This window comes from Sphingopyxis sp. Soil_C_28, assembly GCF_057657055.1.
The window spans coordinates 250,361-272,602 of sequence record NZ_JBDGJE010000002.1; the positions used below are offsets into that span (position 1 = coordinate 250,361).

Here is a 22,242-nt window from a genome sequence, read left to right on the forward strand (position 1 = left end):
TCGTCCCTGAATGGCTTATGGTGATAATGTCGACCCTAAAAATAGGGTAGTGGCGATTGTCTTGGTTGGTCTGTTTACGGCAGTTCTGGGCTACGGCCTGGTCAACGGCCTGAATATCAGTATCGTCAAATCGATCGCCGAAAAATTGGACGTGGTGGACGTCGAAGAGCCGCCGCCACCGGAAGAACCGCCGCCGCCGCCGCCGCCGGACAATGTGTTGCCGCCGCCGCCGCCGGTCGTGATTCCGCGGCCTCCTGTTGCACTGCCGAGCCCCAATGTGGTCCAGGCCGTGCGCGAAGCTCCGCCGACGCCGCCGCCGCCGGTCTATACGCCGCCGGCACCGCCTGCGCCGCCGCCGACGCCCGATCTCAGTGCCGCCGGTACGCCGCGTGGCAACCCGGGTCGCTGGGCGACGAACGACGATTATCCGGCCCGTGCCATGCGCGAAGAGCGTGAAGGCACCACCGGGTTCCGCGTCACCTATGGTGCCGATGGTCGTATCACGTCGTGCGACGTGACGGCGTCGAGCGGTCACGCCGACCTTGATGCCGAAACCTGCAAGCTCATCCAGCGCCGTGGCCGGTTCAATCCGGGCAAGGACCGCGCGGGCAACCCGCAGGGCGGCACCTACAGCAATCGTATCCGTTGGCAGATTCCGCGCTGATCGCGCGACCGGATCTGTGTTTCGAACTTATCGAATATTTTGAGAGGGATTTTCCAGTATGTTTAATCTGATCGCAAATGCCGCCGCCGCGGCAGCACCGGCCCACGACGCGGGGTTCAGCCTGATGCCCGCATCGATGTGCGTCAAAGAAGAAGGCGCGAGCCCCTACGGCCTCGTTCCCGCGCTGTGCGAAGGCGGCGTCGTCTCGCAGGTTACCTTCCTCGTCCTGCTGATCATGTTCATCGGCACGCTCTACATCCTGTTCACCAAGCTGTTCGAACAGAACAAGGTCATCAACCAGGGCAAAGCTGTCGACACCAATTTCTGGCGCGCGCCGACGCTCGCCGACGGTGCGGCGAAGCTTGAAAAGAACAGCGCCTATCGTCAGGTCGTCGAAGACGGCCTGCGCGCCAACGAAGAGCACAACAAGCTCACCGATCCCGTCGAAGCCCATGACTGGATGCACGGCACGCTCGAGCGTTCGCAGAACCACATCAACTCGAAGCTCAACGGCGGCCTCGCCTTCCTCGCGACCGTGGGTTCGACCGCACCGTTCGTCGGTCTGTTCGGTACCGTTATCGGTATTCTTCGCGCGCTCGTGAAGATCGGTGCATCGGGTCAGGCTTCGATCGACACCGTCGCCGGCCCGGTCGGTGAAGCGCTCATCATGACCGCTATCGGCCTGATCGTCGCGGTTCCCGCGGTGCTCGCCTTCAACTGGCTCCAGAGCCGCAACAAGGCGATCGCCCGCCGTCTGTCGACCTTCTCGAACGACGTTCTCGGCTCGATCATGTCGAACGGCCAGGTGAAGCCGGCGACCGTCGCCGCGAAGGCTGCTGCTCCGGCTGCGGCACCGAAGAAGGCCTGATTGGTCTCCTGGACCCCCGCCCTTCGCCGCGTGGCAAAGGGCGGGGTCCGCTGGACAGGGAGGGCGGACCGAAGGTGCGCCGACCCGTTGTCCGTGACAGTAATTTTGTGACAGGATGCTAATCCTATGTCGATGAGTGTAGGTGACAAGGGCGAAGAAGGCCCAATGTCCGAAATCAACACGACCCCGCTCGTGGATATCATGCTTGTGTTGCTCATCATCTTCCTCATCACGGTTCCCGTGGTGGTGCAGACGGTGAACCTCAAGCTGCCCGACGTGGCGTTCGAGGTGACGACGACGAAGCCTGAGAATGTGCTGCTGTCGATCCGTTCGGCGGACACCGACGGCGATGGCGAGCCCAACGCCGATAGCGCTTCTTGCGAAGTCTATTGGGGGCAAACCCCGATCGATTCGAAACAGCTGCTGGAACGCGGACAGAAGAAACTCGAAGAGTTGATCGCCGATATCGGTGGTCCGGAAAATATCACCGAAGATAATTTTCCCGAAGTCCATATTCGCGGCGACGTTAACACGCCGTATCAGTGCATCGGCGGGGTGATTTACACCATGCAGTTCGCTGGCTTCCAGAAAATCGGGTTCATTTCCGAACCGGCCGCTGGTTCGATCGCGGTGAGCCGCCTGTAAGGGCGCCTCCCGCATAAATAAAAAGGAATAGACCGATGTCCATGGCAGTTGGAGAACGGGACGAAAATGAACCGATGATGGATATGAACACGACGCCGTTGATCGACGTCATGCTCGTGCTCCTCATCATGTTCATCATCACCATCCCGGTCCAGACTCACGCGGTAAAGATCGACCTGCCGATTGCTGACAACAGCACCAGCAATGTCGATCCTGAAAAGAACAAGGTGATGATCGACCCCGCGGGGACGATCACCTGGAACGGAACGCCGATCGATCTGGCGCAGCTGGCGACCTATCTGGAACAGACCAAGTCGCTGCCGGTCGAACCCGAACTGCAGTTCCAGCCTGATCCGTACGCCCGCTATATCGTCGTCGATCGGGTGCTCGCGGTGATCAAGAAATCCAATGTCGGCAAGCTGGGCTTCGTCGGCAACGAGCAATACGCCCGCGTCTTCTGATCTTCGATCAGGGCCGTCAGGCAAAAATATGGGGCCGCGAAGCAATTCGCGGCCCCTTTTTTGTCTTCCTGATCGGCTGGACCTCGTCGCCGACGTTCCATGCCGTCCCCGAAACCGCTACCCTCCATTTATGGATGCCGCGTCCCGCCTAACTTCCATCCTGCGTGCCGACCCGCTTCGTTGGGATCTTCTGGACGTCGTGCGGGCGTTGAATTTGCCGGACTGCTGGGTTGGAGCGGGTTTCGTGCGAAACGCGGTGTGGGACCACCTGCATCGCCGGCCGGCGTCGCTCGCGGGTGATATCGACGTGATCTGGCATGACCCAACCCGAATCGACCCCGCCGAGGACCGGAAACACGAAGCCATGCTGCGAGCGGCGGAGCCGTCGGTCGCGTGGTCGGTGAAGAATCAGGCGCGGATGCACCTTCGCAATGGTGACACGCCTTATGCCTCGTCGCTCGATGCGATGCGCTACTGGCCTGAAACCGCAACGGCGGTTGCCGTCAGGCGGACGGGCCTGGATCGCTCTGAAATCGCCGCGCCATTTGGCCTTGATGATCTGCTGAATCTGGTCTTGCGTCCGACCCCGCATTTTATGGGCGAGAGGCATCGCGTTTACGAACATCGATTGCAGGCCAAATCCTGGCTTGTCGTCTGGCCGTTGCTTCGAAGCGTCGAAGCCTGAACCGGTCTCGGCTCGCAAGCCGACTATCTTCTTGGAACTGACGACGAAACGCGGCATCGTGGCGGAACAGGGATCGCAACGCGCCCTCGCGACGTTCTGATTCAGACCTATCACACACAGGGAGCAGCAAGATGACGATTGGTTCGCGCCGCAAACAGACGATCGCTCAGGGGCTTATCGTCATCGGGGCGCTCGCGCTCGCCGGTTGTGCCAACATGGGCGGCAAGGCCCCGACGAAAAAGCTTCCTGCCCCCGATGCCTATGCCAACCTGACCGACGCGCGCGGCGCCGACCGTGGCCGCGTCGATATCTTCAAGGACGGCAGCGGGCTCCGGCTCGAGGTTGTCGCGCGCGGTTTCGGCGCGGGAACCTATGGCATGCACGTCCATACGGTCGGACAATGCGACGGGCCCAAATATACGACCGCCGGCCCGCACTGGAACCCGACCAATGCACAGCATGGCCGTGAAAATCCAATGGGCGCGCATCATGGCGACCTGCCCAATCTGGTTGTCGAACCCGACACCATCGGGCGCGCGACGTTGCAACTGGTCGGCACGCGGCTGATGGGCGAGGGCGCCGTGCTCGACGCCGATGGCGCGGCCTTCATCATTCACGCCGGGCCCGACGACATGAAAACCGATCCCAGCGGCAACAGCGGCGACCGCATCGCCTGCGGCGTGATCCTGGCGGGCGGGGTTTAAGCGCCCGCCGCGCGCTCCACGATCGTCGCTTCGGCCTGCGGCACGGCGCGATAGGCGTACAGCAGCAGGCCAAGCGCGATCGGCGCGACGCCGATCAGCGACAGGATGCCGGTGCGCAGATCGCCGACCGGTTTGCCGTCGACGATCGTGCCGGCCAGATCCGAAATCTGGCCAACCATATAAGGGCCGAACGACAGTCCGACCAGCGTCGTGCCAAGGAAGAAGGCCGCGGTCGCCGTGCCGCGCATCCGCGGCAGAACCAGATCCTGCGTGGTGGCGGCGGCTGCGCCGAGCGCGGTCGCGCCGAACATCCCGGCGAGGAAGTTCATGATATAGAAGAGCGTCGCATTGTCGGTCGTATAACCGATCCAGATCGGGATGATCGGCGCGACCACCCCGAATATGATCATCAGGATACGCCCCGCGGGATTTTTGGCGCGCAGCGCATCGGCCATCCGGCCGCCGATGATCACCCCGATAAAGCCGCTGACGGCACCGTTCGCGCCCAATATGAACGCCAGTTCCTGCTTGGACAGTCCAAGGATGATCTCGGCATAGGGTGCCGACCAAAAGGCGAGCCCATATGCGGCGAGCGCGACCAGCCCATAACCCAATGTCGTGCAGATAAAGGCCGGCGTGCCCCAGATCAGCCGGAAGGTCGCGGGGTCGTGCGCGCGCAGCGTGCACGCCCACGAAAAGACCGCATAATAGCCAAAGCCGACCGCCGACCATTGCGGGAAATTGCCGGTCAGGGTGATCATCCACCAGGCGAAGGCGGCGATCGCGGCGGCAAAGCCGATGTTGATCGCAAGCGCCGCCGGCCCGCGCTGCCACGCGCCGATCAGCGTGAAGGGCGGGACGATCATCGACAGGTCTTTGACAAACTGGCCGAACGGATTCGGCGCGCTTGGACTGGGAACGCCATCCATCGCGCCGCGCACCGGTTCGCGCAGCGTCGCGACCCACAAGGCGACGATCAGTCCGGGGATGCCGACGGCGAGGAACGCCGCCTGCCAGCCGACAAGCCCCAACGGGCCGCCGGCGGGATAGGCCTCGTTCCACGCCTTGACGATCAGCGCGCCGATGAACAGCGATACGCCGCCGCCCAAATACAGCCCCGACGAATAGATCGCGAGCGCGGTCGCGCGCTGTTTCTTGGGGAAATAGTCGGAAATCAGCGAATAAGCGGTCGGGCTGGCGGTCGCCTCGCCGACGCCGACCCCCATGCGCGCCAAGGTCAGCGTGACCTGATTTTGCGCAAAGCCCGACAGCGCGGTCATCGCCGACCATAATGTCAGCCCGATCGACAGCAGTTTGACCCGGCTCCAATTGTCGGCAAGGCGCCCGAGCGGAATCCCGAACAGCGCATAAAAGACCGCAAAGGCAGCGCCGCCGAGAAAACCCATATCGCCGTCGGTCAGCCCGAGGTCGGCCTTGATATCGACGGCGAGGATGCTGAGGATCTGCCGGTCGATGAAATTGAGGATATAAACGACGACGAGCACCAACAGGACGTACCAGCTGTATCCGCTGGCCACTGGCAGCGGCGCGCGCTCGTACACGGCCTCATTTTCGCTGACGGTCTCGGCCATCTGGCAACCCTCTCCCTGACCCATTATCTGTTATGGCCCATGGCTAGCAGAGCCGCACGAAGGCGCAAGTTGAAAGTCGGTTCACCTTTACGAGGAAACATCAGCGATATGCGCGAAGATAGAAAAGTTGCGAAACCCGCGATCCTCTTTCTCTGCCTCGGCAACATCTGCCGTTCCCCGCTAGCCGAAGGGGCCGCGCGTACCGCCTTTGCGAAAGCGGGGATCGACGCAACGTTCGATTCGGCGGGCACGGGCGACTGGCACGTCGGCCACGCCCCCGACCTTCGCGCGCAAGCCGAGGCACGCCGCCGCGGCACCGACATTTCGGGCCTGCGCGCGCGGCAACTGGTGCCGGGCGATTTCAAGCGCTTCGACCTGATCCTCGCCGCCGACGAAGCGAATCTGCGCGATGCGCATGCGATCCGGCCGGCCGATGCGACCGCTGACCTCAGGCTGATGCTCGACCTCGTGCCCGGGCGCGGCGGCGAAGGCGTCAGCGATCCCTATTATGGCGAGGACGACGGCTTTGCCGCGACGTGGGACGATGTCGATGCGATCGCGGCGGCGCTCGTCGCCGAATTCGCGCCGTCCAGCGGATAACGCGCGACGGGATGATAGCGCGAGCCGCCATGGCCAAGCTCGCTTTCGTACAGCGTGACATGCGCGAAGTCGAAAGCCGGGCTGGCAAGGGCGCTTCCCTGCGCCAGGAAAGATATGACGGAGCCCGATCCCCGATTCAGCCGCGCGAGCGTGACGTGCGGCATAAACGCGCGCGTTTCGGGCGACACACCGACACGTGCGAGCAACTGGTCGATCTTGCGGTGCAGCGCGGTGAGGGCATCGTGCGGCTCGACCCCGGCCCACAGCATGTGCGGCCGGCCCTGCCGTTCGAACATCCCGACCCCGGCGATTCGGGCGCGCACCGACGGCGCGTAAAGCGCGCCGAGCGCCGCCGCGATATCCTCGGCCTTATGACGATCGACCTCGCCGATGAAGCGCAGGGTCAGGTGAAGCTGTTCGTCGTTCTGCCAGCGCGCACCCGAAATGCCGTGCATCGCGGCAATCAATATTTCACGGATCGGTCGCGGCGGGCGCAGCGCGACAAACAGGCGGTGCGTGGACATGGCGGGCAGCATAAGCGGCGGCGGTTCCGATCGCGACCCCTGATCGTCGAAGGGGCAATAATATTGCCCTTGTCCGGTTTCGCTTGAAACAAGAGGGGAAACCCCCGATATTGGCACGTACGGCCGGTATGGGCTGGCCGGTGATGGAGAATGACAATGGCGAATTGGAACGACCCCAATGTGGCGGCTTCCGGTTTTGGTGCCGGCGCGAACGCAATGGACCAGGCCGTCGATGCCGGCCTGCGGTCGTACATGCTGTCGGTTTATAACTATATGGGTTCGGGCGTGCTGCTGACCGGCATCGTCGCGATGCTGGCGTTCAACAGTGGCTTTACTGCATCGTTGATCGGCAGCCCGCTGATGTGGGTCGTGGCGCTGGCGCCGCTGGCCTTCGTGCTGGTGTTGAGCTTCGGCATCAACAAGCTGTCGACAGGCGCCGCGCAGGCCCTGTTCTGGGTTTATGCGGCGGTGATGGGTCTGTCGATGTCGACGATCTTCCTGGCATTTACCGCCTCTTCGATCGCGACGACCTTCTTTGCGACCGCCGCGGCTTTCCTCGGTCTCAGCCTCTATGGCTACACGACCAAGAAGGACCTTTCGGGCTTCGGCACCTTTCTGATCATGGGTGTCGTCGGCATCCTCGTCGCGATGCTGATTAACCTGTTCGTGCAGTCGAGCGCGCTCAGCCTCGCGATCAGCGTCATCGGCGTGCTGCTCTTTGCGGGCCTCACCGCCTATGACACGCAGAAGATCAAGAGCATGTACTTCTATGTCCGCGGGACCGATTTTGTCGGCAAGTCGGTGATTATGGGCGCGCTGACGCTGTATCTCGACTTCGTCAACATGTTCACCTTCCTGCTCAACCTGATGGGCAGCCGCGACTAAGCGGATCGGACACGAACGAAAAAGGAAAGCCCGGCGAAGCGATTCGCCGGGCTTTTTCTTTGAGCGTGAAGGGGAGGGAAATGAAGATATTGCGGAGCGCCGTCGGCGCCGCGGCGCTGTTGGCATCGGTGCCCGCCATCGCGGCCGACTGCGCGGTTGAACGCCCGGCCGACGGAGATCTGAAAGCCTTTGCCGGCCGGTATTTCCCCGCGGCGGGACCGACGGAGATCGACGCGCTGATCGCCTGCCTTGCCGACCCCGACCCTGCGGTGCGCGACGATTTCGCCTTCGTGCTCTGGACCGAAGCGCTGCGTGGCAAACAGCTGAAGCCCGACGAGCTTCGCCATGCGGCGCAGCAACTGGCGGCAATCCTCGCCGAAAAGGATGATGTCACGGGCTTCCGCCGCCCGTTTGCCGCGCTCGCCTTGTCCGAAGTCGCGCGTGCCGATCGGATCGAGCCCTTTCTGAGCGAGGCCGAACTGCATGTGCTTGCCGTGTCGGGTGCCGCCTATCTGCGCGGAGTAACTGACTATCGCGGTTTCGTGACCGGAGAAGGATGGCGCCATGGCGTCGCGCACGGTGCCGACCTGTTGATGCAGCTGGCGCTCAACCCGCGACTGACACGCGCCGATGCCGACCTTTCGCTCGCCGCGGTTGCGGCGCAGGTCGCGCCCAAGGGTTCGCACGCTTATGTGCACGGCGAGGCACGGCGCCTCGCGCGCCCGGTGCTCTTTCTGGCGAAGCGGGCAGACATCGACGATGCTGCATGGGCGGCGTGGTTCCAGGCGCTGCACCCCAAGGACACTGCGCGCTGGAAAGCAGCCTATGCCAGCGAGGCGGGACTCGCGGCGGTGCACAACAGCAGTGCGTTCGGCGACGCCGTCTACGTCGCCGCCAGCGAATCGCAGGATCCCCAAATCCGGCGGCTGGCGCCGCTCGCCGCCGGATTGCTTAAGGCGCTGCCCTAGGCCGGGGCGGAACCAGCCGCCTGTATCTCGGCAATCAGAGCGTTGTCGATGTCCTTGGCGCGTTTGTACGCCGCGCGCTCGCGCAGGGGGGCTACATAGGCTTCGAACGCGGGGCGCGACGCGATGGTCCCGAATTGCAGGCCCCAATCGATCTGGCTGCCGACATAGACGTCTGCGGCACTGAAACGATCGCCCGCGACAAAGGCTTTGCCCGCAACCGCGCTTTCGAGTGCATCGAGTGCCGCCGGGAGCGAACCGAAACCCGCCGACCGCTGCTGGTCGGCATCGGGCTCGACGCCGAAATGCTTCGCGGTGATCGCCTGCTCGACGGGCCCCGAAGTAAAGAACAGCCAGCGATAATAATCGGCGCGGTCGGTCACATCGGGGGCGAGGTCGGCTTCGGGGAAGGCATCGGCCAGATAGGCGCAGATCGCGGCGCACTCAGTGACGATCTTGCCGTCGTGAACGATCGCCGGAACCTTGCCCATGGGATTGACCGCCAGATAAGCGTCGCCTTTCATCGTTGTGCCATAATCGAGGATGCGCGGCTCATAGGGGGCGCCAACCTCCTCGAGCATCCAGCGCGCGATCTGCCCGCGCGACATCGGATTGGTATAGAAAATCAGGTCTTCGGCCATGGCGCTTCTCCATATTTTGCGATTCGCATGGAACATATCAGGAACATCGTTGATATTCCATCGGGCTTGTTTTGTCATCGTTCCGGGCTAAGGCAAAGCGATGAGCGATGAACGCATCTGGACCGCCGCCGTGCTGGTGATCGGCGACGAGATTCTCTCGGGCCGCACACAGGACAAGAATGTGTCGCAGATCGCGACGTGGCTCGAGGTGCAGGGCATTCGCCTGCGCGAGGTGCGGATCGTTCCCGATGTCGAGGACGAGATCGTCGACGCGCTGAACGCGATCCGCGCGCGCTACGACTATGTCTTCACCACCGGCGGCATCGGGCCGACGCATGACGACATCACCGTCGACGCGGTGGCGAAGGCGCTCGGCGTCGGCGTTATCGTCCATCCGGCGGCGCGCGCGATCCTCGAAAATTATTATACCGCGCGCGGCACCGAATTGACCGAGGCGCGGCTGCGCATGGCGCGGGTGCCGGACGGTGCCGATCTGATTCCCAACCGCATGTCGGGCGCGCCCGGCATCCGCATCGGCAATCTCTTCGTGATGGCGGGGGTGCCGCATATCACGGCGGGCATGCTCGACGCGCTGACCGGCGAGCTTGAGGGCGGTGCGCCGCTCGTCGCGCATACGATCGGCGCATGGGCCCCCGAAAGCGAGATCGCTGACCTGCTGCGGCAGGGCGAGAAGGATCATCCGGGCGTTGCGATCGGCAGCTATCCCTTCTTTCGCGAAGGGAAGACCGGCGCCAATTTCGTCATTCGTTCGACTGACGGCGAACAGGTTGCGGCGTGCGTCGCAACGCTCACCGCAGGTTTCGAAGCGCTCGGCTATGCGGTGACCGACGGCGGCATCTGATCGGCTGCCCCATCCTCACTCGTCTGCGTCGCGCGCGGCAGGCGGCGGAGCATGAGGATCGCGAAGAGGCCAAAGATTGCTGCGACGACAAAAGCCGCGCCCGGAAAATGAACCGGCGCGCCGTCCGCTGTAAAATAGGCCATCGTTCCGGTGAGCAGCAGCGGCGCGAACAGCTGACCGAGCCCCATCGCCATCGCCGAAATCCCCTGCACCTCGCCCTGCGTTTCGGCGGTGGCGCGGCGTGACATCATCGCCATCAGCGACGGCTGCACCGGGGCCTGCAGAGCGACCGGGATCAGCAGCAAAAAAGCGCCGATTGTCGAGGTCGTGAACGCATAGCCGACATAGACCAGCACCGCGACGAGGATCCCCAGCGTCGCGGCGTCGCGCTCGCCAAAGCGTGCGACGGCAGGGCCGACGACGAAAACCTGCCCAAGCGCGATCATCACCCCGACTGCGGCCAGGCTTGCGCCGATCATCCCCGGCGTCCAGCCGAGCTGCGCGATGCAGTAAAAGCTCCAGGTCATCGGATAGACGAGGCTGGCGATCTGCCAGAGCACGAGCACCCCCGCAACCCCGTCCATGCCCGGCAGCGCGCGCATCGTCTTCCATGCGCCGAGCGGATTGGCCCGGCGCCAGTCGAAGGCGCGGCGGCGTGCGGGGGGCAGCGTTTCGGGGAAGATGAAATAGCCGTAAAGCATGTTGGCGGCGGCGAGGACCGCGGCGGCGACGAACGGCGCGCGCGGACTGATCTCGCCCAGAAAGCCGCCAAGTGCGGGGCCCGCGACGAAACCGATGCCGAACGCCGCGCCAACGAAGCCGAAGTTTCGCGCGCGTTCCTCGGGCTTGGTGATGTCGGCGATCGCCGCCTGCGCCGCGGCATAACTGCCGCCGAAAATACCCGACAGCGCGCGTGCGACGAACAGCCATGGCAAAGTCTCGACGATCGTCAGCAGGGCATAATCGATCGCCAGCCCGCCGAGCGCCAGCAGCAGCACGCGCCGCCGCCCGAAATGGTCGGACAGATTGCCGAGCACGGGCGAAGCGAGGAAGGTCGCCACCGCCATGACGAGGCCGATCCAGGCGCCGACCTCGATCGCGTGCGGCAGGTCGATGCGTCCGACCTCCATCACGAGCTGAGGCAGCACAGGCATGATGATGCCGAAACCGACCGCGTCCATGAAGATCGTCGCGACGATAAACGGGATGGTACGCGCCGCGGTCACTTGCTCTTTCTTTCTGTCATCCCTAGCGCCACCGATCTCTCCCTCATGCGTTGGCGATAGATGAAACTCGAAATATCCGCCTCCCTAAATTACCGTCTGCCCGAACCGGTCGACCTGATGCTCCAGATCGAGGCAGCGAACGGCCATGGGCAGCGCGTTCTCGGAGCGTCGCTGGATCTTGGCGTGCCCGAACATCTGGCGCGCGTCCCCGCGGCGGGCGGCGTCTGCGAGCCCGTCTGGCTGCGCGCCGAGGGCCGCTTGCGGGCCGAATATCGTGCGGTGGTCGAGATCGATCGGCCCGACATCGATGTTCGCTCGCTTGCCGCGGTGCCGCTCCACCGCCTTCCGGCCGAGGCCGTGCCATATCTCAACGAATCGCGTTACTGCCCGTCGAACAAGTTCCACGCTTTCGTCGAACGCCGATTCGGCGAACATGAAGGCGGAGCGAAGATCGGCCGGATGCGCGACTGGATCGAAAGCCGCTTTACCTATGTTTCGGGGTCCAGCACGTCGGAGACCGGCGCGCTCGACAGCTTCGTCGAGCGGCGGGGTGTGTGCCGCGATTATGCGCATGTCATGATCGCACTGGCACGCGCCGCCCATATTCCAGCGCGAATGGCGAGCGCCTATGCGCTCCGCGTCGCCCCGCAGGACTTTCATGCGGTGGCCGAGGTGTTCCTCGATGGCGACTGGCACCCCGTCGATGCGACGGGCATGGCGCGGGCATCCGAAATGGCGCGTATCTGCGTCGGCCGCGATGCCGCCGACATCTCGTTCCTCACCGCCTATAGCGATATCGCCTTTGTCAGCCAGTCGGTGAAGGTGGAGCGCGTAGAGGATTGAAAGTTTCGTCGTGGCAAAGCCACGCCGTCGCTCCTCGCTTCGCGAGGCCGGCCGAACTTTCGCTCATCGCGATTTAGCTCCCATAAATCTCTGCGAAAGTTGGAGCGGGTGAAGGGAATCGAACCCTCGTCACTTGCTTGGGAAGCAAAAGCTCTACCATTGAGCTACACCCGCACGCGGCTACGCTCTGCCGACAGGCCGCCTTTGCCGCCATCGGCGGCGCGGGTCAATGCTTTGGTGCCAAACCGTCTTCAGCGCGCCGATTCGCAAATCGTCTCCATCGCGACGAAGGTCGATGTGCTCGCAACATGTGGCAGGCTTGAAATCTTTTCGCCCAGCACGATGCGATAGCGGCGGATATCGGGGGTGCGGACCTTGAGCAGATAATCGAAGCTGCTCGCGATCATGTGGCATTCCTCGACCTCGGGAATCTGCCGCACCGCCATGTTGAACTGCTTCAATGCGTCTTCACGCGTATCGGACAGCTTGACCTCGGTAAAGGCGACATGGTCCAGCCCGACCTTGGCCGGATCGACGATCGCGCGAAAGCCGACGATGAGCCCGCTGTCGACAAGGCGTTTGACGCGCTGCTGGCACGGCGTTTTCGACAGCCCGACCTGCAATGCGAGTTCGGTGAAGGTGATCCTGCCATCCCGGCCCAGAATCGCAAGGATCTTGCGGTCGAATTCGTCCAGTTCGACTGCGGATGGGGTATTTTTCATATAAATCGACTAGAATTGATCTAAAGCTTGGTCAAATCATATATGATTAGCACTGAAACAAGTCAGATTGACTATCGTCATTATGGTATCAGATCGCATGACCCAAAGCCCAGATCGCGCGCCCATCCGCGCCCTCGCCCGCCGCAGCGAGTCCGACATCGTCGCCGAGCTGCGTACCGCTCTTGCCACCTCTTCGGCCAGCGTAGATGCCGTAACCCGGCGCGGGCTCGACCTGATCCGCAAGGCGAAGGCCGAGGGCGAACGCGAGACGCTCGTCGCGCAGCTGATGAACCGCTATCGCCTGTCGACCGAGGAAGGCGTCGTGCTGATGTGCCTCGCTGAGGCGCTGCTGCGTGTTCCCGACAATGCGACCGCCAATGCGCTGATCCGCGACAAGATCGCCGGACGCCACTGGAACGACGGCGAGGGTGAGGACAGCCCGCTGATCGTCGCGCTCTCGTCGCGCGGCCTGTCGCTTGGCTCGGCGACGCTGATGCTCGACGCAATGGGCAGCAAGGCGAACCCGCTGACCCTGATCAAATCGATGGTCCGGCGGTCGGGAGAACCGGTCATCCGTCAGGCGGCGCTCGCGGCCATGAAAATGCTCGGCCAGCAGTTCGTGATGGGCGAGACGATCGACGCCGCGGTCAAGCGTGCCGACAAGGAGAAATCCGAACTCGCAAGCTTCGACATGCTCGGCGAAGCCGCGCGCACCGCCGACGATGCCGCGCGCTATTACGACAGCTACGCGAATGCCATTGCGCGTATCGGCAAGTCTGCAAAGCCCGGCGACCCGCACGCCAACCACGGCATTTCGATCAAGCTGTCGGCGCTCCATCCGCGCTATGAATATTTGCAACCGGCCCGTGTCCGCGACGAACTGGTTCCGCGCGTCGTCGAACTCGCCAAGGCCGCGCGTGCGGTCAACATTCCGCTGATGATCGATGCCGAGGAAAGCGACCGCCTCGAACCCCATATGGATGTGTTCGCGGCACTGATCGACGCGGGGATCGGCGACGGCTGGACCGGGCTCGGCATCGTCATCCAATCCTATCAGAAACGCGCGCCGGCAGTGATCGACTGGCTCGCGCACCGGGCTCGCGCACGCGGCGTCAAACTGTCGATGCGCCTCGTCAAAGGCGCCTATTGGGATACCGAGATCAAGCGCGCGCAGACCATGGGCCTCGGCGACTTCCCCGTGTTCACGGCCAAGCTGCACACCGACCTCAACTATATGCGCTGTGCCCAGCTGCTGCGCGATTGCCAGGATTGCATCTATCCGGCTTTCGCGAGCCACAATGCGATGACGCTGGCCTATGTGTCCGAACTATTCGCGGGCGCCGATTACGAGCTCCAGCGGCTGCACGGCATGGGCGAGGGCGCGCATGACGCGCTCGTGGCGCTGTTCCCGCCGCCGCGTCCGGTGCGCGTCTATGCGCCGGTCGGTACGCACCGTGATCTGCTTGCCTATCTCGTCCGCCGCCTGCTCGAAAATGGCGCGAACTCCAGCTTCGTCCACCAGTTTTCGGACCCCGGCGTCACTGCCGAACAGCTCGCGGTCGATCCGCGCAGCGTCGCGAGCGCGGCATCGTCGAAGATCGCGACGGGTCTCGGTCTGTTCGATCCGGCGCGCCGCAATTCGCGCGGCTATGACCTTGGCGAGCCCGGTGTGCCAGAGGCGCTCGTTTCGGCGATCGGCGCTGCGCGGCGGACCGACTTGGTCGCGGCGCCGATCGTCGGCGGTGCCACGCGACAGGGCAAAGCCGAAGCGGTGCGCAATCCCGCGACGGGCGCAGTCATCGGCCAGGTGATCGAGGCCGACGCGGCGACGGTCGCCGAAGCCGTCGTCGCGGCGCAGAAGGCGTACAACGACTGGAGCCTCGCCGGCGGCGCCTTCCGCGCCGAGCGGCTCGAACGCGCTGCCGATCTGCTCGAAGAGCATGACGCGCTTTTCCTCGGCCTTGCAATCGACGAGGCCGGCAAGACGCTCGTCGACGCAATCGCCGAAGTGCGCGAAGCGGTCGATTTTCTGCGTTATTATGCCGCGCAGGCGCGCGCCGACTTCACTTATCCGGTGGCGCTGCCCGGCCCGACTGGCGAGCGCAACGAACTGATGCTCGAAGGCAAGGGCGTGTTCGTCTGCATCAGCCCGTGGAACTTCCCGCTCGCGATCTTCCTGGGTCAGGTGTCGGCGGCGCTGGCCGCGGGCAATGCCGTGCTCGCGAAACCCGCCGAGCAGACGCCGCTAATTGCGCACGCAGCGGTCGAACTGCTGCTGGAGGCCGGCATTCCGGGCGACGTGCTCCATTATCTGCCCGGCCGCGGCGAGACCGTCGGCGCCGCGCTCACCAGCCACGACGACATCATCGGCGTTGCCTTTACCGGCTCGACCGAGGTTGCATGGATGATCAACCGCAGCCTCGCCGGACGCGATGGTCCGATCGCGACGCTGATCGCCGAAACGGGCGGCGCGAATGCGATGATCGTCGATTCGACCGCGCTCCCCGAACAGGTGGCGCGCGACGCGGTCGCCTCGGCTTTCCAGTCGGCGGGCCAGCGCTGCTCGGCGCTACGCCTGCTCTGCGTGCAGGAAGATGTCGCCGATACGATGATCGAAATGGTCGCGGGCGCGATGGCCGAACTCAACGTCGGCGACCCGTCGATCCTCGCCACCGACGTTGGTCCGATTATCGACGAGGATGCGCGCGCGAACATCGCCGCCTATGTCGCTGAAGCGCGCGCCGCGGGGCGCGTGATCGCCGAAGCGGGGCGGACGAACCTGCCCGCGGACGGGCATTTCGTCCCGCCGGTCGCGATCCGCCTCGACCATGTCACCGACCTGAAGCGCGAGATTTTCGGGCCGGTGCTGCACATTGCAACGTGGAAGGGCGGCGAGCTCGACGCACTGATCGATGCGATCAACGCCTCGGGCTATGGTCTGACGCTCGGCGTCCACACGCGCATCGACGGCGTTGCGGCGCATATCGCCGCCCGCGCGCAGGTCGGTAACGTCTATGTGAACCGCAACCAGATCGGCGCGATCGTCGGCTCGCAACCCTTTGGCGGACGCGGTTTGTCGGGCACCGGCCCCAAGGCTGGCGGCCCGCACTATCTGCACCGCTTCGCCGAGGAAAAGTCGATCTCGACCGACATCACCGCGGCGGGCGGCAACGCGGCACTGATGGCGGGTTAAATCCTGCGCTGGCTGTTGTGCGGCGGCTTCGGCAGCGCGCATCAGCTCAGCGGATGGGAAACCACGAGGCCCGATACAGAGTGGACAACTGTCCCGGGCAAATACGTCCGAAAGCGTCTCGCGGCAGTGCGCCGCGGCGACCTTATTTTTTTGGCGCCCCCCGCAGCCCTGACGGCGTACCGCTTTACTGGCGCCGCGCCAATGGAGATTTTACGCTCCCGGTACACCCAGCAGCTGCGCCTGCGCCTTCAATCGGCCTGCCGCCGACGGATTGGCCGCAATCCCGTCCTTCAGCGCCTGCGCCGCCTTCGCGGTTTCGCCCAGCGTCATGCGGCTGCGCATCAGCATGATCCAGCGGTCGACGTCGGCGGGCTTGGCCTTCAGCTTGGCCTCCAGCCCGCTCACCATGCCCTCGATCATCTGGTCCTGCTGGCCTTTGGGCAGCTGCGAGGCGGCCTCCATGTCCGACCGGGTCGGCCCCGGGATCGCGCGCGCGGCGACGGGCATTTCGTTAGCGGTCAGCGGCCGCGCCTGCGTACTCGCAAGTCGCGCGGTGACGTCGATCTTGTGGATCTGTCCGACCTGCTCGATTGTGCGGCGCAGGTCCGCCTCCCACGGCGCGCCTTGCGGTGTGTCGGAAAGCAGCGCGAACCAGTCGTCGATCGCGCCCTTGTGATCGCCGCCGATGTCCTTCTTCACCGCGAGGAAATAGCGTGCGCGCGGATCCTTGGCATCGAGTGCGATCGCCTTGTCGAATGCCGCGAGCGCGGCGGCGGGCATCGGATCGCTGTCGCTTCCCATTACTCGCGCCTCACCCAGCGCCGACCAGAGACCTGCCGATTCGGGCGAAATCGCGGTCGCTTTTTCATAAGCGGCGGCGGCGCCCGAAAAATCGCTCAGGTCGAAACGTGCCGCACCCAGTGCCGTCCACGCGTCGGCGCTGTTCGGCTCGCGCTTGGTGCGCGCCTCCAGCTCGGCGAGTTGATCGGACGGCGCAGCGGCGCTTGGCGCGGTCGGATCGGCCGCCGATGAAGCGGAATCGCGCCAGATTGCATAGCCCACGGCCGCCGCCAGCAGAACAAAGGCCGCGATCAGTATCGCCCGGTTGGTGCCCGTCATGCTGCGGCCTGTTTCGTTGGCCATCTTGTTGCTCTCGCTCATTTTTGCCCCTTTTGTGCGCGCCTCGAAAAAATGTCGCCTGTGCGCGCTGTCATATTGCCTTTGCTTGGCGATGGTGTAGCCTTTGGCACACAAGGTCGGTCAACGATAAAATCGTCAGGGGTCGCACCGGCTTTCCCAGTCATACAGGGGAGGGGTGCAATGGCAGTTTCGGATCACGTCGATTTTTCGACGTTCATGGAAGGCGTGAAAAAGCGCAACCCGGGGCAACCCGAGTTCGTCCAGGCGGTGCAGGAGGTGTCGGAAGACATCTTCGATTTCATCGCCGACAAGGAAGAATATCACGCGCAGCAGATCTTGCGGCGGATCGCCGAACCCGACCGGGTGGTGTCTTTCCGCGTCTGCTGGGAAGACGATAACGGCAACATCCGCGTCCAGCGGGGCTGGCGTGTCCAGAACAACAATGCCATCGGGCCGTACAAGGGCGGCATTCGTTTCCACCCGAGCGTCACCGAATCGGTGCTCAAATTCCTCGCGTTCGAACAGACGTTCAAAAACGCGTTGACCGGGCTGCCGATGGGCGGCGGCAAGGGCGGGTCGAACTTCAATCCCAAGGGCAAGAGCGTGCGCGAGATCATGCGCTTCTGCCAAAGCTTCATGACCGAACTTTATCGCCACATCGGCGCCGACATCGACGTGCCCGCGGGCGACATCGGCGTCGGCGGCCGCGAAATCGGCTTCATGTTCGGGCAATATAAGCGGATCACCAACGAGTTCACCGGGGTGCTCACCGGCAAGGGGCTCGAATGGGGTGGCTCGCTGATCCGCACCGAGGCGACGGGCTATGGCGCGGTTTACTTCCTTGCCAACATGCTGGCCGCCAAGGGGCAGGATCTGGTGGGCAAGACCGCGGTCATCTCGGGCTCGGGCAATGTCGCGACCCACGCGGCGGAAAAGATCGTCCAGCTCGGCGGCAAGGTGCTGACCTTGTCCGATTCGGGCGGCTTCATCCACGACCCCGACGGCATCACGCAGGAAAAGATCGACTGGGTGAAGGCACACAAGACGCACCGCCGTGGCCGGATCGAGGAATATTGCGACGAATTCAAGACCGCGAGCTTCACCGCGGGCAAGACGCCGTGGGGCGTCAAATGCGACGTCGCGCTGCCGTGTGCGACGCAGAACGAATTGCTCGGCGAGGACGCCAGGACGCTTGTCGCCAACGGTTGCATCGCGGTGAGCGAGGGCGCCAATATGCCGACCAACCTTGAGGGCGTGCATGTCTTCAAGGATGCGAAGATCATGTTCGCGCCGGGCAAGGCCGCGAATGCCGGCGGCGTCGCGGTGTCGGGCCTCGAAATGAGTCAGAACAGCGGCCGCCGCAGCTGGAGCGAGCCCGAACTGCAGCAGATGCTCAAGGACATCATGGACGGCATCCACAAAAGCTGCATCACCTATGGCGATCAAGGCGGCGGCTATATCGATTATGTGAAGGGTGCGAACATCGGCGGCTTCAAGAAAGTGGCTGACGCGATGCTGGCATTCGGGGTGGTGTAAATCGGCCCAAGGCGTAAAAGCGCCGGGCTGGGGAAAAGGGGTTCTGCGGATGACAACGCACGCTGGAAAGGGGCGCGGCGATCGGCCATGGGCGGCATTTGCCGCCCTCGTTCGCATGCGTGCGGCATTTGCTGTCCTGGCGCTGATGCTGCTCGCGCTCGCCATCGCGGCGTTCGTCTTCGCACCCCCTGCCCGCTCGCAAGGCGAAAGCGGTGCGCGCTACACCGGCGTCGCATCATGCGCGGGGTCGACCTGCCACGGCCGGATGGAGGCCGACGGCACCGTCGTCCGGCAGGACGAGTTGATGAAGTGGCAGGAGCCTTCGACGCCCGGCGGGGCACACAGCCGGGCGTGGGCGGTGCTCAGCAACAACCGCAGCCAGTTCATCGCGCGCAACCTCGGCATCGGCGACCCCGCCAAGGCGCAGATGTGCCTTGGTTGCCACAGCACCGCGGGGACAGCGCGCGCGGTGCCGGCCGAGGATGGCGTGGGCTGCGAATCATGCCACGGCCCCGCAGGCGGCTGGCTCGCCAGCCATTATGCCGGGGTCGGGACCAACGCCGATCCCGACCGCGAAATGCGCGACAAGCATCTCGCGAACCTGTCGGCGGGGCTCAAGAAGCTTGAGGATCCGGTGGTCCGCGCCGGCGTATGCGTCGATTGCCACTTCGGCTCGGCGGCTGACGGACAGTTTGTCACCCATCGCATCATGGCCGCAGGCCATCCACGCATCGCCTTCGAACTCGACCTCTTCTCCTCGCTGCAGGCGCATCATCAGGAGGATGCCGACTATGGCTGGCGCAAGTTCGGCGCGGCAGGCCGGCGCACCGACCATGTCCAGATGTGGGCGGTCGGACAGGCGACCGCGATCGAACGCAGCCTCGCGTTGTTCCAGACGCGGCGCGGGACCGAGGGCATGTTCCCCGAATTTTATTTCCTCGACTGCCATAGCTGTCATCGCCGTATCTTCGATCAGGCGAAGCCGGTGCGCACGGGCCTCGACAATGCGGGGCGAAATATTCCGGAGGGCATGCCGCCCTATAATGACGAGAATCTGATCATGCTCGCCGCCGCCGCGCGGCTTGCCGCGCCCGCGCTCGCCGACCAGCTCGCGGCGCGTACCGCGGCGTTCCACAAAGCGATGGCGACTGACCGGCCCAGTGCGGTCGCGGCGGCGGCGCAGCTGTCGCAGACGGTCGCGGCGCTCAAAAGCGCCTTCGCGTCGCGCAGTTTCTCGGGTGCTGACGCCTTTGCGATGGTCGATGCAATTTCGGCGAAGGCGATCAGCGACCGCTACACCGACTATTCGGGGTCGCAGCAGGCGGTGATGGGGGTCGACACCCTGCTCAACGCGATGGTGTCGTCAGGCCGCGTCACCGTGGGTGCGGCCGCTGGCATCCGCGGCGACATCGACCGGGCCTATGCGGCGGTGAAAGACCCCAACGCGTACAAACCCTCCGAATTCCAGGCGTCGTTCGGCAGCGCAGTGCGCGCAATCGGGGCGCTGCGGTAAGAACATGCAAAACAAAACGCATCTTTTCCGTTCGGCCGCCTTTGCCGCAATGAGCGCGCTGCTGCTGACATCATGCGGCGGTGGCGGGGGAGGCGGCAGCACCCCAACGCCCACGCCGACCCCAACGCCCACTCCGACGCCGACGACGGTCTACACGCCGCCCGCCGCCGAGGCGCTGACCACCACCGACGTCGAGCGCGTGCTCGCACAATCCATCGCCGAGGCGCAGGCGCGCGGCCTGCCGTCGGTGATCGCGGTGACCGATCGCGTCGGCAATGTGCTCGGCGTGTTCCGCATGAACGGCGCGCGTGCGAACGCGACGACCGCGCCCGCTCCCAATGGCGTCAATATCGACGCGCAGAACGTCACCTTCCCCGCGGAGGGCGGCGCGATCGCGAAGGCGGTGACCGGCGCGTATCTGTCGAGCGGCGGAAACGCCTTCTCGACCCGCACCGCGAGCCAGATCGTTCAGGAACATTTTCCGCCCGCGCCGACCACCGTCGGTCTCGAAAGCGGGCCTTTGTTCGGGGTGCAGTTCAGCCAATTGCCGTGCAGCGATCTGTCGGCGCGCTTCGGCGCCCCGGGCAGCGCGGCGCTGATCGGCCCCAAACGCTCGCCGCTCGGCCTCGCCGCCGATCCGGGCGGGCTACCGCTTTACAAGAATGGCGTGCTCGTCGGCGGCATCGGGGTGATGGGCGACGGCGTCTATGGCAGCGACGCGAACATCCTCGATATCGATAACGACCCCGAGGAGTTCATCGCCCTCGCCGGCACGCGCGGGTTCGAAGCACCGACAACGATCACCGCCGACAAGATTACCGTTGACGGGACATCGCTGCGCTTCTCCGACGCGACCTTTGCCGGGGTGATGAGCAGCGGCGGCGCGAGCTTCGCGAGCCTCAACGGCACCGCGGGCAATCTCGTCGCGGTGATCGGTTATGCCAATGCCGCGGTGACGGCCGGGATCGCCTATGGCAGCGAAGCCTCGGGCATCCGTGCCTCCACCGCCGCCGAATTCTCGAACCGCGACGCCTTTGTGCTCACCGATGGCAGCGGGACCAACCGCTACCCGCTGCGCGCCGGGACGGACGGCGCAACGAACAGCGCACCCCTGACACAGGCCGAGGCGCGCGCCGTGCTCGAGGAAGCCTTTACGGTGATGAGCCGCGCCCGCGCACAGATTCGCCGCCCGCTCGACAGCCGCGCGCAGGTGACGATCAGCATCGTCGACACGCACGGATCGGTGCTCGGCATCGTGCGCTCGCCCGACGCGCCGATCTTCGGCACCGATGTGAGTCTGCAAAAGGCGCGCACCGCGGCCTTCTTCTCGGGCGCGCAGGCGGGAACCGAGCTCAGCGCCAACACCAGCGCCGACGTCCGGCAGTTCGTGACGGCAACGCGAACCTTCCTGAACGATCCCGCCGCGCTGACTGGCACGGTCGCCTTTGCCGACCGGTCTGGCGGCAATCTGTCGCGCCCCTATTTCCCTGATGGCGAAGTCGGGCGGCCGCAAGGGCCGCTGTCGCGCCCGATTGCGCAGTTCAATCCCTTCTCGACCGGGCTGCAATCGGCGCTGATCATCGGCAATCTCGGCCAGCACATCGGCTTCTTGCAGAGTGCGAACCCCGATACGCCCGCGCGTTGCACGACGCTGCCCGACGTCGCGGCGGGACAGAATCGGCTGCAGAACGGCATCCAGATTTTCCCCGGGTCGGTCCCTATCTATCGCGGTAACCAGCTCGTTGGAGCGATTGGCGTGTCGGGTGACGGCATCGACCAGGATGACATGATCAGCTTCCTCGGCCTCCATAATGGCGGTGCGCGCATCGGCGGCATCGGCAACGCACCCAAGGCCATTCGCGCGGACAATATTGTCGTGAACGTCGGCGCGGGGGTTCGCCTGCGCTACATCAGCTGCCCCTTTGCGCCGTTCCTCGACACGGCGAACCAGAATGTCTGTGACGGGCTATAGC

General features: G+C 64.4%; 21 protein-coding genes and 1 tRNA gene. 15 read left to right on the forward strand and 7 right to left on the reverse strand.

What is annotated here, in order from left to right; genetic code table 11:
- The first annotated feature begins 10 nt into the window (after positions 1–10).
- The 6 genes from AC3A43_RS09445 (at position 11) to AC3A43_RS09470 (ending at position 4,027) form a co-directional block, all read left to right on the forward strand.
- Entirely contained in the window at positions 11–664 is a 654-nt protein-coding gene (locus tag AC3A43_RS09445) for an energy transducer TonB (RefSeq protein WP_487792290.1), read from the forward strand.
- Positions 665–722: 58 nt separating this feature from the next.
- On the forward strand, positions 723–1,532 hold the full coding sequence (locus tag AC3A43_RS09450) for a MotA/TolQ/ExbB proton channel family protein (protein WP_487792291.1): 810 nt from the start codon (positions 723–725) through the stop codon (positions 1,530–1,532).
- Between the two features lie 126 nt (positions 1,533–1,658).
- Positions 1,659–2,177 carry an ExbD/TolR family protein gene (locus AC3A43_RS09455; RefSeq protein ID WP_487792292.1) on the forward strand — a complete coding sequence of 173 codons (519 nt, stop codon included), beginning with the start codon at positions 1,659–1,661 and terminating at the stop codon, positions 2,175–2,177.
- A gap of 35 nt (positions 2,178–2,212) precedes the next feature.
- On the forward strand, positions 2,213–2,638 hold the full coding sequence (locus AC3A43_RS09460; RefSeq protein ID WP_487792293.1) for an ExbD/TolR family protein: 426 nt from the start codon (positions 2,213–2,215) through the stop codon (positions 2,636–2,638).
- Between the two features lie 130 nt (positions 2,639–2,768).
- A complete protein-coding gene (locus AC3A43_RS09465; protein ID WP_487792294.1) occupies positions 2,769–3,323 on the forward strand; it encodes a nucleotidyltransferase family protein in 555 nt (184 codons plus the stop codon).
- A gap of 131 nt (positions 3,324–3,454) precedes the next feature.
- A complete protein-coding gene (locus AC3A43_RS09470) occupies positions 3,455–4,027 on the forward strand; it encodes a superoxide dismutase family protein (RefSeq protein WP_487792295.1) in 573 nt (190 codons plus the stop codon).
- Here the strand turns inward: AC3A43_RS09470 and AC3A43_RS09475 are convergent.
- On the reverse strand, positions 4,024–5,619 hold the full coding sequence (locus AC3A43_RS09475; protein WP_487792296.1) for a spinster family MFS transporter: 1,596 nt from the start codon (positions 5,617–5,619) through the stop codon (positions 4,024–4,026). The two genes, AC3A43_RS09470 and AC3A43_RS09475, sit on opposite strands and share 4 nt — an antisense overlap.
- 108 nt (positions 5,620–5,727) lie before the next feature.
- Between AC3A43_RS09475 and AC3A43_RS09480 the strand changes: the two genes are divergently transcribed.
- The gene (locus AC3A43_RS09480; RefSeq protein WP_487792297.1) at positions 5,728–6,219 is read left to right on the forward strand and encodes a low molecular weight protein-tyrosine-phosphatase; all 492 of its coding nucleotides are present in this window, start codon (positions 5,728–5,730) and stop codon (positions 6,217–6,219) included.
- On the opposite strand, the gene thpR is transcribed toward AC3A43_RS09480, so the two are convergent.
- The gene (gene thpR, locus AC3A43_RS09485; RefSeq protein ID WP_487792298.1) at positions 6,126–6,743 is read right to left on the reverse strand and encodes an RNA 2',3'-cyclic phosphodiesterase; all 618 of its coding nucleotides are present in this window, start codon (positions 6,741–6,743) and stop codon (positions 6,126–6,128) included. The genes AC3A43_RS09480 and thpR overlap by 94 nt on opposite strands.
- 156 nt (positions 6,744–6,899) lie before the next feature.
- Between thpR and AC3A43_RS09490 the strand changes: the two genes are divergently transcribed.
- Both AC3A43_RS09490 and AC3A43_RS09495 read left to right on the forward strand, forming a co-directional pair.
- Positions 6,900–7,628: a Bax inhibitor-1/YccA family protein gene (locus tag AC3A43_RS09490; protein ID WP_487792299.1), complete on the forward strand. Its 729-nt coding sequence runs from the start codon at positions 6,900–6,902 to the stop codon at positions 7,626–7,628.
- Between the two features lie 80 nt (positions 7,629–7,708).
- Entirely contained in the window at positions 7,709–8,596 is an 888-nt protein-coding gene (locus tag AC3A43_RS09495; RefSeq protein WP_487792300.1) for a DUF2785 domain-containing protein, read from the forward strand.
- Here AC3A43_RS09495 and AC3A43_RS09500 read toward each other — a convergent pair.
- Complete coding sequence (locus AC3A43_RS09500; RefSeq protein ID WP_487792301.1) at positions 8,593–9,234, reverse strand: glutathione S-transferase family protein; 642 nt, start codon at positions 9,232–9,234, stop codon at positions 8,593–8,595. The two genes, AC3A43_RS09495 and AC3A43_RS09500, sit on opposite strands and share 4 nt — an antisense overlap.
- A 100-nt stretch (positions 9,235–9,334) precedes the next feature.
- Between AC3A43_RS09500 and AC3A43_RS09505 the strand changes: the two genes are divergently transcribed.
- Positions 9,335–10,096, forward strand: a complete 762-nt coding sequence (locus tag AC3A43_RS09505) for a competence/damage-inducible protein A (RefSeq protein ID WP_487792302.1) — start codon at positions 9,335–9,337, stop codon at positions 10,094–10,096.
- Here AC3A43_RS09505 and AC3A43_RS09510 read toward each other — a convergent pair.
- Positions 10,069–11,322: an MFS transporter gene (locus AC3A43_RS09510; RefSeq protein WP_487792303.1), complete on the reverse strand. Its 1,254-nt coding sequence runs from the start codon at positions 11,320–11,322 to the stop codon at positions 10,069–10,071. The genes AC3A43_RS09505 and AC3A43_RS09510 overlap by 28 nt on opposite strands.
- A 60-nt stretch (positions 11,323–11,382) precedes the next feature.
- On the opposite strand from AC3A43_RS09510, the gene AC3A43_RS09515 reads away from it, so the two are divergent.
- Complete coding sequence (locus tag AC3A43_RS09515; RefSeq protein ID WP_487792304.1) at positions 11,383–12,165, forward strand: transglutaminase-like domain-containing protein; 783 nt, start codon at positions 11,383–11,385, stop codon at positions 12,163–12,165.
- A gap of 100 nt (positions 12,166–12,265) precedes the next feature.
- On the opposite strand, the gene AC3A43_RS09520 is transcribed toward AC3A43_RS09515, so the two are convergent.
- A tRNA-Gly gene (locus AC3A43_RS09520) sits at positions 12,266–12,339 on the reverse strand.
- 77 nt (positions 12,340–12,416) lie between these two features.
- Positions 12,417–12,887 (reverse strand): Lrp/AsnC family transcriptional regulator, encoded by a 471-nt coding sequence (locus tag AC3A43_RS09525; protein ID WP_487792305.1) that lies wholly within the window; start codon positions 12,885–12,887, stop codon positions 12,417–12,419.
- 97 nt (positions 12,888–12,984) lie between these two features.
- On the opposite strand from AC3A43_RS09525, the gene putA reads away from it, so the two are divergent.
- Positions 12,985–16,080, forward strand: a complete 3,096-nt coding sequence (gene putA / locus AC3A43_RS09530; protein WP_487792306.1) for a bifunctional proline dehydrogenase/L-glutamate gamma-semialdehyde dehydrogenase PutA — start codon at positions 12,985–12,987, stop codon at positions 16,078–16,080.
- A 210-nt stretch (positions 16,081–16,290) separates the two neighbouring features.
- Here putA and AC3A43_RS09535 read toward each other — a convergent pair whose 3' ends face one another.
- Positions 16,291–17,241: a tetratricopeptide repeat protein gene (locus AC3A43_RS09535; RefSeq protein ID WP_487792307.1), complete on the reverse strand. Its 951-nt coding sequence runs from the start codon at positions 17,239–17,241 to the stop codon at positions 16,291–16,293.
- Between the two features lie 159 nt (positions 17,242–17,400).
- Here AC3A43_RS09535 and gdhA point away from each other — a divergent pair, with 159 nt between their 5' ends.
- Genes gdhA through AC3A43_RS09550 form a run of 3 tightly spaced genes read left to right on the forward strand, consistent with a single transcriptional unit; the run spans position 17,401 to position 22,241 of the window.
- Entirely contained in the window at positions 17,401–18,756 is a 1,356-nt protein-coding gene (gene gdhA, locus AC3A43_RS09540) for an NADP-specific glutamate dehydrogenase (RefSeq protein WP_487792308.1), read from the forward strand.
- Positions 18,757–18,805: 49 nt separating this feature from the next.
- Positions 18,806–20,269, forward strand: a complete 1,464-nt coding sequence (locus AC3A43_RS09545) for a multiheme c-type cytochrome (protein WP_487792309.1) — start codon at positions 18,806–18,808, stop codon at positions 20,267–20,269.
- 4 nt (positions 20,270–20,273) lie between these two features.
- Positions 20,274–22,241, forward strand: coding sequence for a heme-binding protein (locus tag AC3A43_RS09550; RefSeq protein WP_487792310.1), 1,968 nt, complete (start codon positions 20,274–20,276; stop codon positions 22,239–22,241).
- Position 22,242 lies beyond the last annotated feature (1 nt).